The following is a 10,595-nucleotide window of genomic DNA, read 5'->3' on the forward strand; positions in this document are numbered from 1 at the left end:
GTCTACCACCGCCGCCGCGGCAGCCCGGAGGACGACGCATGACCGCCGACGACTTCCTCGGTGACGACCAGCTCGCGGAGTGCCCTGTCTGCGGCGCGGTCGGCCTTCCCGAGCGGATTGACGAGCATGACTGTGAGAGCTTCCTCGCGCGGAGGGGCCAATGACCAACCGCGCCAACAACCCCGCGCTCGGCCAAATCCTCACCGGCCTCCCAATCCGCCCTGGCGGCCACACCGACTGCACCAACTGCCACCAGACCGTCCGCGAAGGCGACCCAGTCGGCATCTACGCCCACTGGGGTGCCGAACACGGCGACTGGCACATCACCGACGTCTACTGCGTCGACTGCCGCCCCCGCGACTTCGGGCTCAAACGCACACGCATCCTCGGCGTCCCCGAAACCCTCGCACACGGCCGCCTCGCCGTCATGAGCGACAACCACACCCAGGACGCCAAACTCGTCGCGCATAGCGTCACCCTCCGCGCAACCAGCCCCGCAAACGAAGGCGCACACGGCCACACCATCACCGATGACTAGCGGAGACGCCGCGTGCCGCCGGCTCGCCACCACCGGCGTCCGCGCCGCACGCTTCGAGGTCGAAGAACCACTCCGAGCGATGGAAGCCCGACTTGAAGCAGGCGAGCGTCCGACCGCCGAGCAAATCCACGCGCTCCGCAACGCCATCGACTACCTCATCACCATCACCGAGGACGACCTCGCCCCCGCCGCCACCAACACCGAGGCCTACACCTACACCTACTCCATCCCCTACGGCGCACAACCCCGACGGCGCGACTAAACCCCCACCCAATTTTCGCCGTCCTCCCCGGGACTAGGACTCATTTTTATGCCCGCGGTGTCTCCGCGTAGATGGCGGTCTTGGTTAGATCGTCGCGGGTGCGAACCCCGCTACTGCACAAGTGGTCGGAATTAACGTGGAGGCACCCGCTGCCGGTGTAATGGCCGGTGCGTGGCTGCTTGCACACGGAAATCCCATAGGGGCACTGGTCATCATCCTCTGCCTGGGTGTGTACGTCCTCCTTCAACAGAGGGCGCCCAACGCATAACACGCAACGGGAACTGGCCGTATCGCCCGCAAAATGCCATACTGGCCACTCTTGGCCAGTTTCTCAAAGCGGGAGAAGTGGTCGGAATAGCTCCCGGCTCGCACGCACCCCGATTCTCAGCGCCATGGTTAGTTGACGCACCCGGACTGCGTGCGACGGGCGTTAATGCGCTCCCGCTCGGTGATGGTGGTTGCTGGCGTTGGTGGGGTGCAACCACTAGTGAGTCATCACCCCACGCCGATAAGCATAACGGTACCCCCCGGAACCAACGTTAGACCACCGCACAGGCAGTCTACCAACACATCTCGTTCCTCTATCCTTCTCCACGAGCACTAACCCGCTCACGGAGACTTCTCGCGAACCTTTTTCCGGTATCGGCCCCCTTTAGTTTGAACTCCGTTTCGATGCCGCTCCCGCGAAGAGTGACATCCTGCCCACCACGGAAAGTCTTGATTCCCGACAGCTGGCTGAATCGGAATGACTGCGTTGATCCACTGAGGAAGGTGAATTTAATGGTAAGAAGACGGCTATCTGTTAGGATGAGGTGTGTTCGTGCTTTGGGACGGACAGCGTCGCGGCAGTCGAATGCCTCGTTGAAAGTTTCCCCATCAAGAAGCATCGACGAGAGTTCATCTGCTACCCTGTCCGGGAGTTCCTCCGTGGCAGTGTAATGGGTCATAGCGGTTGTGCAGCATCCGCCTCTATAGTTCTGTGGTCAGTTTGTTCCCTGTCCGCTCTGCATGCGGCGTTTCTTCTCAAGGCGCTTCACCACGCGATCCGCTATCGCGTCGGCATTCTCCGATTGGGCGTTCACTGTCACGTCGTAGTTGTGCGTGCTCTTGTCAACGGTCGGTTTGTCGGTAGTGGTGCTGGCGGAGGTGGTGGACGCGGCGGGCGGAGGGGTGCTACCCCCCTTCGTGCTGCCCGAGTTTCCCCCTGTGTTGACCTTCGCGGCGTCGAGCTGGACGCCGCCGGCTTGGTCGACCGCATCGGCGGCGTCACCGATTGCTGATGCGGCGTCATCGACGAGGGCTGCGGCAGGGGCGAGCCAGTCCTCGGCTTTCTTCCCGAGCCATTCGAAGAGATCGCCGAGTAGGCGGACGCCATCTTGCACCCAACCGATAACGGTTCCCAGGTGCGTTATCGCCCAGATCGCGACGCCGAGTGGCGGATTCACCAATGCGACCGAGGCTGCGAGCATCGTAAACGCCGGCTGTAGAGCGATAAGCCCATTCAAGAGGAACTCCCCTGCCTCCACCAGCCAATTCCACGCTCTCGCAAGCGCGCGTGCACTTGCGCTCGCGACATTGGCGATATCATCCCAGAGGCCGAGCACTTCGATGAGGCCTGCAGCCGCGCCGGCGACTGCTGCGATGGCCCAGACCGGGGCTGAGAGCGCGCCAGCGAGAATCGTAACCTCTGCCGTCAACACGCCAACCGCGGCGCTCAGAACCCCGACACCTCCGGCGAGTGTATACGCGCCGATACTGGCAGCCACCATTGCCACAGAGGCGGCTTGAAGTGGCTGTGGAAGGGCGTTAAATCCGGACGCGAGCGCGTTGACGCCGTCGAGGGCGAGGGACAACGCGGGAAGCGCGTACGTAAGCACAGTCGTGCCGAGTTCACCGACAGAGCCAGCAGCGTTGATCGCACTCCACCCCACGTCACCGAGCGCAGGCGATAGTTTAACTGCCTGCTCACGGAAATAGCGGATCGCGTCTGGAGTGGCGCGGACCACCGAGTTCAACCCTTCGAGCGCAGGTGCTAACTTACGGACCGTCGTCTCAATCTCCTCGAATGCCGCAGGGGCCGTCTGCAGCGTTGTCGCGCCGAACGACTCGGCAAGCGGGACGAGCGTCCCTCGGAGATCAGCGATTGACGTTGACGCTTTATGGATGAGCTCCACAGCCCCCTCAAGCCCACTCATGGCGAAGTCCGTATTCGCCATCGTCTGCAGGGGCGCGGTTGCCTCACGGACTTCTGTGCCGAAGTTCTCCCAGATCTGCTGCATCGCCTCGCCCGAATCAGCGAGCTTAGACGACGTCGCGGCCATCCGCTCAGCACGCTGCTGCAGGCCACCGAACGCGAGCGCGCCAATTCCCGCCGCGGCGGCACCGCCAGCGCCGCCAAGACCAATCAGAGCAGAGGACAGCCCGAGGACTTCAGGGGTGGCCGCAGCAGCGAGAGCTCCTACCGAGGACACCCCGCCGGACAGTGGACCGAGTTCCGCTCCGAATCCGCTAGCCCTCCGGTCAGCATGATTCAACGCAGCGGTGAATCCCTGCAGTTGAATCGCGGACTCTGTAGCCTCGTCGCCGAGACCATCAACGGCGTCCTGAGCGTTGTGGACGCCGATAGCGAACTCAATGGCGTCATCGGAAGTGTTGTTGAGTGCGGACCCGAAGTTCCCGAACCGGATACCCGCCCCGGTTGCTTCTTCGCCGGCGTCTTCGGCCGCTCCCGCGATGCTACGCAGGACGGGCGAAACCAGATTCTCCGCTCGGATAACCGCGTTTAGGGCTTTGAACATGCGTTAGGGCTGGTTACGGCGCGCGCGCTCGGTTCGTGCGTACATGAGGAAGGTGTGCTGTGCATCGGTGAGTTGGCCGGCACCAGCGATGTTGGCGAACCCGAATTGTTCGACTTCGTACAATAGGTGGAGGCCGGCGTTACTTCTCGCGAAAGGACTCAACGCCGTCGACGTCAGCGGATTTTCCGAGCACCCAGAACGCGACACCCATGTAGATTTCGTCGTCGGCGTGCTCAAAGAGGTCGACAATTTCGTCTCCGATGAGAGTTGGGCTGTCGAGGCCGGTTGCGATTGCGTCGTCGAGTTTATCGATTGCGGCGCCGGAGGGGATCATGCTGGAGGTAACCCCGATCTCGTCAGCGACCTCGGCGGCGGTTTCTGCATCCGAGTCCTGCACTTGCCCGAGGTTCTGCAGCAACTCATCTGGGAGAGCGCGCATAGTCTCCACCCGCTGGCGGCGAGGGAGGCGGTTAAGTGTGAATGTGAGTTCGCCATGCTTCGTTTTGAGAACGATTGATTCATCTGCGGTTTCGGCGAGGATTTTGTCAACTACCTCGGAGCCGTCTGCCATTTGTGTCACCTTAGAATGTCGTTGCGGATTCGGCTTCGTAATCGATTGACGTGGACGCCTTCTCGTCGCTGGGGTAGTCGCGTGAGAAACTCGTGATGATGACACCATTACAGCGCACACCGCCACCATCTTCTCGGATGATGAGTCGATGTTTGTTCTCTGGTGCAGCCATCAAGGCGTCGCGGAGTTCGGCGTTTTTCCCGTCATACTCGAAGGACCCGGAAATATCGACGCCGGTCACTCCTTTGTCGGTCTGCTCAATTGGGGAGTCGTCGAACTGGCTGTCACTTGTCTGTGGCTCCCAGCTGAAGCTCTTTGACGTACATGGGTATTTTTCGGAGTCGATCACGAGCGACGCGTCAGATCCGTGGAAGTTCTTATCCATCTATTGTCACCCCTGCGTGTCGATGTTCACTGTCGCGCGGAACGTGCTGACAGCCTGAATCGGCGTGACGCCCATTTCGAGGGCGATCTCGCCTTGGTCCGTCTCGGCCGGGCGGACGTAGAGGTTCGTCTCGTCCTGGGTGTTCGCTTCGAGCAGTCCGTCCGCCGCGAGATCTTCGAGTTCTCCCTGGGCGGTCTGCGCGGCGATCTGCTCACGGTCACTCGTGTCGAGCTGGCCGTAGACGGCGTCGCCGACCGCCTTCACGAGGAGGACGCAGCGGTCGACGACGCGAACCGTCTGATAGGTGCGGCGCCAGTCGGCTTCGGTGGATGTCGACGAACTGCCGTCGACCGTAATCGAGCCCTCGGATTTGATCGGGATGACCTGCCCATCACGGAGGTTGTCTCGGTCCGCCTTTGTGAGCCGGCCTTCGTCGTTCTTCCCGGTTTCGAGCGTGACGCCGGTGAGTGCGTCGCCGAGGATCGGGTTTGTGAGGGCGTTCCCCGCGCCGATCCCGGCGAGCGCGCCGAGCAGCGTCTCGGTCGTATCGTCTTGGCGGACGGGGGCGGCGAGCCACTGCGGGAGCGCGTCGACGGCGTCCTCGTACGTCGTCGTGTCGTACATCGGCGTCGGCGGGGACTCGGAGGTGGTCGCGTTCGGCTCGGCGCCGGCGAATGCCTTCACCATCTTGTAGTCGGGGTTGCGGAGGGATTGGGCTTTCCCGGCGAGCGCGGACGCGACAGATTCCGCCTCGCTGAGTGCGACGTAGACGCCGGAGTCGCCCTCGTTGAGGACCATGTCCGCGCTGTCGAACGCCCCCCGCCATTCGAGGTACTTGTAGTCGATCTCGAAGTCGCTGCTCGCGTCCGTCTCTACGTCCCCGGTGAAGGGGTTGACGTACGCGGTGTCGGTTGATGACGGGGTCGCGAGCGACCCGTAGTGGTACTCGACGTCGAGGTCGGTCCCGGCGGTCGTGTCGGTGACCGTGATCTCGGCGGTGTCTTCGATGATCGGGGCGTTCCCGAGTGTGAAGGACTGGGTGCCGGCGTGCGACTCGCCGGTGACCGCGGTCGTCGACGGCATGACGCCGTAGAGGTAGCCGTTGTTCGCGCCGTTGTTGAGCGCGTCGCGGCAGCCGTTTGCGAGTTCGGTGTCGGCGCCGAATTTGGTCTCGGCGTCGTCGGCGGACGTGATCTGCGTCGGGGTGTTCGTTGCGGCGGTGCCACTGCTTGGGTCGCCCCGACCGAAGATGACGAGGAGCTCTTCCATCCCGACTTCGACGCCGGTAATGGACTGCCCCTTGAGGATCACCTCGGTCCCGGGCGTGCTGCCATACGTGATAGTCATGTGTCAGGCGGGAGGGTTTAGGGCTGGTACTCCCAGACCAGCGTCTCGCCGTCTGCCGACGATGTCGTCGTCTCGTCGGTCGTTGGCGTGTGGACGGTCGTGATCGGCTGTCCGTCAGTACTGGTGCGGTCGAAGAAGTGGACGCGGAGGTCCTGTCGCCAGCGGCGGATATCCGGGCCGCCGAGGTCGTCCTCTCGGCGGCCCTCGTCGATCCGGAGGTAGGAGACATCCGAGACCGTGCCGCCGTCGCCGTCAGGGAGTGCGCGCCCCTCGTTGTGCGAATCGAACGGCCGGAGTGCCTGCTGGCAGTCGAACCCGAGTTGGGTGGCGTCCCACGGAACGTTACCCCCAGCGATGTGGATGTCCACCTGAACATCCATCTCCCAGTCCAGTTCGAAGACGCGGCCGACGCGGTTCCCCGCATCGTCGGTGACGTAGGCGACACGGTCGGTATCGTGCACCGTCCCCCGAGGCATGCTCGTCACCTGGAGCGTGACCCAGGGTTGGCGGAGGCGGTTGTTCGCGCCTTCGTAGCTCGGCTCCTCGGTGATCACGTCGCCCGTGTCCATCTCGGAGGCTTCGAGCGCGCGTTTGATCGCGGCAAGGACGGCGTCGGGCGTCATCGGAACACCGCCCGGAGGAGGCGCGCGATCTCGTCCTGGATGTTCTCGACGAGCGCGTCCTCGTGTTCGTGGAGCGCCGGCCCGAGATAGGGTTGTGCTGGCGTCCCCGGGTGTTCCACGCGGGCGGCGAAGACTTCCTGGCCGTTGACGGTGAAGTGGAGTGCGTCCGCGTCATCGGGCGTGATAACGTGCGGGCTCGTCCCCTTCTCGACGTCCTCCGCGTACGGGACATTCGTGCCGACACGATAGTCGGCCTGCCCCGCACGTAAGTGGGCGAGGCTTGAGCGAAGCGTTCCACTGTCGACGGATACGTTTTCTTTGGCGGTTGCTTCGATTTGGAGCGTGGTGTCTCGAACCCCAGTGTCAACCGCGCTATCGAATCGATCAGCGACAGCCTCGAACTCCTGCGCGAGTTCAGAGAACTCCTCGGCCAGATCCTCGAAGCCGTTGAACTGGGTCATGAGCTAGAAGTCGGGGACGTTGAGTGTCGCCGTGTTCGTGCCTTCGTCCGCGCTGGCGTTGATGATGCCTTGGACCGCGTCCTCCCAGATGGTCTTCATCTCGCTGGCGACTTCGGCGACATCCTCGTTCGAGCCGGAGTAGAAGTCGCCGGATCGGGCGGAGTTGGGATGTTCGACGCCGGAGAGGAGGATGTAGCTTGCGTAGGCGGTCGCTGCGGTGCGGTGGATGGACTCGACGTCGTCGAGTGGGAGGCCGCTGTTTACGCGCGCTTCGAGCAGTCCCTCCGCGGCGTCGGCCGCCTTGAGTTTCTCCTGCGGGGTGTCACTCCACGCGTCTGGGCCGGTCAGCGGGATTGCGTCCAGGCCCGAGATGTACTTCAGGTCCGACTCGCTCTCGTAGGGCATCGGTCATCCCTCGCGTTCAGCGTCGATTGCGTCGAGCGCGGTTTCTCGCGATTCGCCGGCCTCCTCAGCCGCGTGAAGTGCGTCGAGTTCAGCAGGCGAGTAGTCGTTGTCGTCGAGGTTGCTGCGGAGCGTCGCGACCGTCACCCCGGTCGGGTCGAACGGCGGTTCGATCCCGCCCGCGCCATCCACATCGCTCCCCCCGCCTGTGGTGTCGACGGGTGTGAGGAGATCGCCGAACGCATCAAGTTCGGCGTCGGTCGGATCCTCGACGAGATCCCCTTCGGTGAGGGTTGTTTGGCCGCTGTCACGGACGAGGCGTGTCCCCGTGAATCGATAGGTCGCCATCACTCATCACCCCTGAAGGCCGGTAAGGTGCGCGACGCCCATCTGGCCGGCTTCCGTGGAGGCGAGCTGGAGGTTCATCCCGCCGAAGATCTTCATGTGGAGCGTCCACCCGGACGGGCTCTCCCATTCGATCGGCTGGATTTCCTCGGCGACACCGAGCTCGACGACGTCGCGAGTCGGCTGGAAGAGGATCGCCTCCCCGGCGGGGACGTGCTTGGTCGGGCGGATGCGTGCGATCTCGTCGCCGAGCTCGCCGAGAATCCGCTCGCGCATGTTCGTGTCCCCAGGGCTCCCACCGCCGAAGTCGGCGATGATTCGGCGGAGGCGCTGGTACTCGCCACGGTTGACGTACGTCCAGTAGCCGCCGTCGTCGAACTCGTCGTTCTCGAGGGCTTCGACCGCCGAGAGGAAGTCGGCGCGGATGTCCTCGGCGTCGGCCGTGTCGTCGTACCAGTTCGACCCAGTGACCGTGTTCCGGTCGGGGTGATTGGCGAAGCCGTACATCTCGTAGCCGTCGATCGGGCGCTTCCAGCCGTTGATGAAGTACTTCTCGAACGTCGAGGAGACGCTCCGAGTAGCCTGACTGGGGACCTTCGTGTCAAGGGCATTCCCCGGCCCCTGGCGGCTGGACATGAGGATGCGGCGGTCGATCCGCCAGTCCTTCCAGACGCAGGGGAGCGGGACGCCGTCAAGGCCGTACCCGGGGTCCTCCTCGTTGGAGTCGCCCTCGGGGTTCATCCCGATCTCGGCGTCCTCGCTGATGTCCCCCATCGTCTGCCAGCGCGAGACCCACGTCGCGAGATCCTCACTGGTCGTCAGACCGGCGCCGCGGAGATCGTTGACGAGGTTGAGCTGCTGGTTGCGGTTTTCGACGACGACGTCGGAGAGGTCCTTCCACTCCTCGTACTCGAGCGCGCCGTCGGCGATGAGTTCTGCGCGTTCGTCGTCGCTGGCGGCCATGAGGTATTGGAACCCACGATCACCACCGGCGTCTGCGAATAGCTGTTTCGCGCTCTGCACCTTCGTGTTCGGGGGTTGGGTAGACATTGATTAGAGCACCTCGTAGACGAGCCGGGCCTGACTGGCCGACCCAGAATTGTCGACGTCTTCGCGAGCGACGCCGATGACGGCGCCGGGCGAGTCGTTGCTCGAGTCGTACTTGCGGACCGCGCCGTTGCCGTAGGAGACGAGGAAATCACCGGCGGTGATGTCCGCGTTCGCTGCGACGTCGGGCGCTGCACCGGCGGCGTTGGAGCCGCCGAAGAGGAGGCCGAGCACGCGAATGAATCGCTTGAGACCGGCGACGAAGACGTAGTCGCCACCAGCGTAGGCATCCTCGACGGATTCGATGTCGGTGGTCGGGTCGCCAGAGTAGGGGGCTTTCGTCGCGACGAGCGGTTCCGCGACACCACCCGCGGTGGAGTGCTTCTGGAACTGTTCGAGGTTCCCGCTGACGTACTCGACGAGGTGCCCGGGCGTGATCGACTCGGCGGCCTCTCCCTCCTTTTCGGTGGCGGTGGGGCCGCCCATGACGATCTTGTTACTCGACATTAGTCATCACCTCTGTCGCCGTGGCCGTTGAGTTGGGCGACGAGATCCTCGTACTCGCCGGCATCCTCGGCGCCAGCGGTCGCCTGCTGTCGGCCGGTCGCGCCCGGGAGGCGCGCCGTCGCCGACGCCGTTGCCTGTTCATGGAGGGAGTTGAGGACGCTCTCGGTTGAGGCCATGAGGTCCTCGCGGTCCTCCTCGCTGAAGTCGTCCGAGTGTGCGATGATCTCGTCGACGCGATCCGCCTTCTCGGTCTGGGCCTTCGCTGCTGCGACCTGGTTGTCGGCGATGTCGGCGACGTAGTCCTCGAGGGAGTCGTGGTCACCGAGATCGACTTCGACGGTGTTCTGTGTGCTGTTCTCAGGGTCACCACTGCCGTCGGTGGTGGTAACGGAGTCGTAGAGGCGGTCGAGGTCGTCCTCGTCCATCGCCTCAAGCGACTCTTCGCTGAAGTCGTGGTCGTTGATGAGCGTCTGGTATTTGTCGTCCATCTGAGTCAAGGGGTCCGGGCCGGATTCCGCCGGTTCGTCGTCGGTCTGGGCAGAGGCCGCGCCGCCGCGGGCGGTGTCGACGCCGAGGAACTCGGCGAAGGAGTCGACAAGTCCGCGGGCTGCGGGGCGATCCGCATCGGGTGGTGTGGGAGCATCACCGCCGTTGTCGTCGTCCGCTGCTGCGGTTAGCTCGGCCGCGATGTCGTTGTCGTGAACCCATGCGGCGAGTTCCTCGGAGGGCCCCCAGTTGACGGTGTTCGAGGGGGAGTCGCCCTTGGAGACGACCGAGAGATCAAGGAAGTCGATGTCCTCGGCGACGAGGAGACCGCTCTCTTCGTCGACGTGATCCGCGCGGAACGAGGGATGGATGGAGACCTCGTAGCTCCCGGCGTGGATCCCGCGGGCGAGATCGGGGTCGTGGACGTTTGCCTCGTAGCCGACGCCTTTCCCGTCGAGATAGCGCGCTTTTGTGACCTTCCCGTACGTGTCGTCAGTACTGGGTGGGTACTCGGGGCGGCCGAAGTCATCGGCGGGATGGTCGGCGGTAAGCGGTTCGTCAGTTTGAGTTTCTGCCGCGGCGCGGAGCGCCTCCTCGGTGAAGAGGACGGGTGTGCCGTCGTCCATGTGGAGGACGTCTCCGGGTGCGACGGCGATTCCGGAGAAACGCCACGGCGGGTCAGTCTCGGTCGGGTCGTTCGTGTCCGCTTGGAGATAGCGGACGGGGACTCGGAGTTCTGTAGTGGTCATCAGTAAGAGAGGGTCCGGGACCTCGAGCTCGGAGCATCACTCGACACTCGTCGACGCCGTCATCGGGCCAGGGG

General features: G+C 63.9%; 15 protein-coding genes. 3 read left to right on the top strand and 12 right to left on the bottom strand.

The annotated features are described in order from the left end of the window. The first annotated feature begins 38 nt into the window (after positions 1–38). Genes IEX84_RS14705 through IEX84_RS06495 form a run of 3 tightly spaced genes read left to right on the top strand, consistent with a single transcriptional unit; the run spans position 39 to position 800 of the window. Positions 39–164: a hypothetical protein gene (locus IEX84_RS14705; protein ID WP_268237636.1), complete on the top strand. Its 126-nt coding sequence runs from the start codon at positions 39–41 to the stop codon at positions 162–164. After that, positions 161–538 (top strand): hypothetical protein, encoded by a 378-nt coding sequence (locus IEX84_RS06490; protein ID WP_188871083.1) that lies wholly within the window; start codon positions 161–163, stop codon positions 536–538. Before IEX84_RS14705 ends, IEX84_RS06490 begins: the two co-directional genes overlap by 4 nt. After that, positions 531–800, top strand: coding sequence for a hypothetical protein (locus IEX84_RS06495; protein WP_188871085.1), 270 nt, complete (start codon positions 531–533; stop codon positions 798–800). Before IEX84_RS06490 ends, IEX84_RS06495 begins: the two co-directional genes overlap by 8 nt. A 581-nt stretch (positions 801–1,381) precedes the next feature. On the opposite strand, the gene IEX84_RS06500 is transcribed toward IEX84_RS06495, so the two are convergent. The 12 genes from IEX84_RS06500 to IEX84_RS06555 form a co-directional block, all read right to left on the bottom strand. Next, the gene (locus tag IEX84_RS06500; protein WP_188871087.1) at positions 1,382–1,747 is read right to left on the bottom strand and encodes a hypothetical protein; all 366 of its coding nucleotides are present in this window, start codon (positions 1,745–1,747) and stop codon (positions 1,382–1,384) included. A gap of 36 nt (positions 1,748–1,783) precedes the next feature. Further along, entirely contained in the window at positions 1,784–3,598 is a 1,815-nt protein-coding gene (locus tag IEX84_RS06505; protein ID WP_188871089.1) for a hypothetical protein, read from the bottom strand. A gap of 139 nt (positions 3,599–3,737) precedes the next feature. Further along, complete coding sequence (locus IEX84_RS06510; RefSeq protein ID WP_188871091.1) at positions 3,738–4,169, bottom strand: hypothetical protein; 432 nt, start codon at positions 4,167–4,169, stop codon at positions 3,738–3,740. Between the two features lie 10 nt (positions 4,170–4,179). Next, positions 4,180–4,554 (bottom strand): hypothetical protein, encoded by a 375-nt coding sequence (locus IEX84_RS06515; RefSeq protein ID WP_188871093.1) that lies wholly within the window; start codon positions 4,552–4,554, stop codon positions 4,180–4,182. Positions 4,555–4,560: 6 nt separating this feature from the next. Further along, positions 4,561–5,901: a hypothetical protein gene (locus tag IEX84_RS06520; RefSeq protein WP_188871095.1), complete on the bottom strand. Its 1,341-nt coding sequence runs from the start codon at positions 5,899–5,901 to the stop codon at positions 4,561–4,563. Positions 5,902–5,918: 17 nt separating this feature from the next. After that, positions 5,919–6,524 carry a hypothetical protein gene (locus IEX84_RS06525; RefSeq protein WP_188871097.1) on the bottom strand — a complete coding sequence of 202 codons (606 nt, stop codon included), beginning with the start codon at positions 6,522–6,524 and terminating at the stop codon, positions 5,919–5,921. Beyond that, positions 6,521–6,985 carry an HK97 gp10 family phage protein gene (locus IEX84_RS06530; RefSeq protein WP_188871099.1) on the bottom strand — a complete coding sequence of 155 codons (465 nt, stop codon included), beginning with the start codon at positions 6,983–6,985 and terminating at the stop codon, positions 6,521–6,523. Before IEX84_RS06530 ends, IEX84_RS06525 begins: the two co-directional genes overlap by 4 nt. A 3-nt stretch (positions 6,986–6,988) precedes the next feature. Continuing rightward, complete coding sequence (locus tag IEX84_RS06535) at positions 6,989–7,390, bottom strand: hypothetical protein (RefSeq protein WP_188871101.1); 402 nt, start codon at positions 7,388–7,390, stop codon at positions 6,989–6,991. Between the two features lie 3 nt (positions 7,391–7,393). Beyond that, positions 7,394–7,735, bottom strand: coding sequence for a hypothetical protein (locus tag IEX84_RS06540; protein WP_188871103.1), 342 nt, complete (start codon positions 7,733–7,735; stop codon positions 7,394–7,396). A gap of 6 nt (positions 7,736–7,741) precedes the next feature. Continuing rightward, positions 7,742–8,782 (bottom strand): hypothetical protein, encoded by a 1,041-nt coding sequence (locus IEX84_RS06545; protein WP_188871105.1) that lies wholly within the window; start codon positions 8,780–8,782, stop codon positions 7,742–7,744. 3 nt (positions 8,783–8,785) lie between these two features. Further along, on the bottom strand, positions 8,786–9,286 hold the full coding sequence (locus IEX84_RS06550; protein WP_188871107.1) for a hypothetical protein: 501 nt from the start codon (positions 9,284–9,286) through the stop codon (positions 8,786–8,788). Beyond that, positions 9,286–10,398, bottom strand: coding sequence for a hypothetical protein (locus tag IEX84_RS06555; protein ID WP_188871110.1), 1,113 nt, complete (start codon positions 10,396–10,398; stop codon positions 9,286–9,288). Before IEX84_RS06555 ends, IEX84_RS06550 begins: the two co-directional genes overlap by 1 nt. Positions 10,399–10,595 lie beyond the last annotated feature (197 nt).

This window comes from Halarchaeum rubridurum, from assembly GCF_014647115.1.
In the GTDB taxonomy this organism is placed as follows: Archaea; Halobacteriota; Halobacteria; order Halobacteriales; family Halobacteriaceae; genus Halarchaeum; species Halarchaeum rubridurum.

Bases quoted from the DNA above. Each gene is read 5' to 3' on its own strand.
- IEX84_RS06550 (WP_188871107.1), bottom strand. From the start codon at position 9,286: ATGTCGAGTAACAAGATCGTCATGGGCGGCCCCACCGCCACCGAAAAG.
- IEX84_RS06545 (WP_188871105.1), bottom strand. From the start codon at position 8,782: ATGTCTACCCAACCCCCGAACACGAAGGTGCAGAGCGCGAAACAGCTA.
- IEX84_RS06500 (WP_188871087.1), bottom strand. From the start codon at position 1,747: ATGACCCATTACACTGCCACGGAGGAACTCCCGGACAGGGTAGCAGAT.
- IEX84_RS06540 (WP_188871103.1), bottom strand. From the start codon at position 7,735: ATGGCGACCTATCGATTCACGGGGACACGCCTCGTCCGTGACAGCGGC.
- IEX84_RS06520 (WP_188871095.1), bottom strand. From the start codon at position 5,901: ATGACTATCACGTATGGCAGCACGCCCGGGACCGAGGTGATCCTCAAG.
- IEX84_RS06555 (WP_188871110.1), bottom strand. From the start codon at position 10,398: ATGGACGACGGCACACCCGTCCTCTTCACCGAGGAGGCGCTCCGCGCC.
- IEX84_RS06525 (WP_188871097.1), bottom strand. From the start codon at position 6,524: ATGACGCCCGACGCCGTCCTTGCCGCGATCAAACGCGCGCTCGAAGCC.
- IEX84_RS06505 (WP_188871089.1), bottom strand. From the start codon at position 3,598: ATGTTCAAAGCCCTAAACGCGGTTATCCGAGCGGAGAATCTGGTTTCG.
- IEX84_RS06515 (WP_188871093.1), bottom strand. From the start codon at position 4,554: ATGGATAAGAACTTCCACGGATCTGACGCGTCGCTCGTGATCGACTCC.
- IEX84_RS14705 (WP_268237636.1), top strand. From the start codon at position 39: ATGACCGCCGACGACTTCCTCGGTGACGACCAGCTCGCGGAGTGCCCT.
- IEX84_RS06510 (WP_188871091.1), bottom strand. From the start codon at position 4,169: ATGGCAGACGGCTCCGAGGTAGTTGACAAAATCCTCGCCGAAACCGCA.
- IEX84_RS06535 (WP_188871101.1), bottom strand. From the start codon at position 7,390: ATGCCCTACGAGAGCGAGTCGGACCTGAAGTACATCTCGGGCCTGGAC.
- IEX84_RS06530 (WP_188871099.1), bottom strand. From the start codon at position 6,985: ATGACCCAGTTCAACGGCTTCGAGGATCTGGCCGAGGAGTTCTCTGAA.
- IEX84_RS06490 (WP_188871083.1), top strand. From the start codon at position 161: ATGACCAACCGCGCCAACAACCCCGCGCTCGGCCAAATCCTCACCGGC.
- IEX84_RS06495 (WP_188871085.1), top strand. From the start codon at position 531: ATGACTAGCGGAGACGCCGCGTGCCGCCGGCTCGCCACCACCGGCGTC.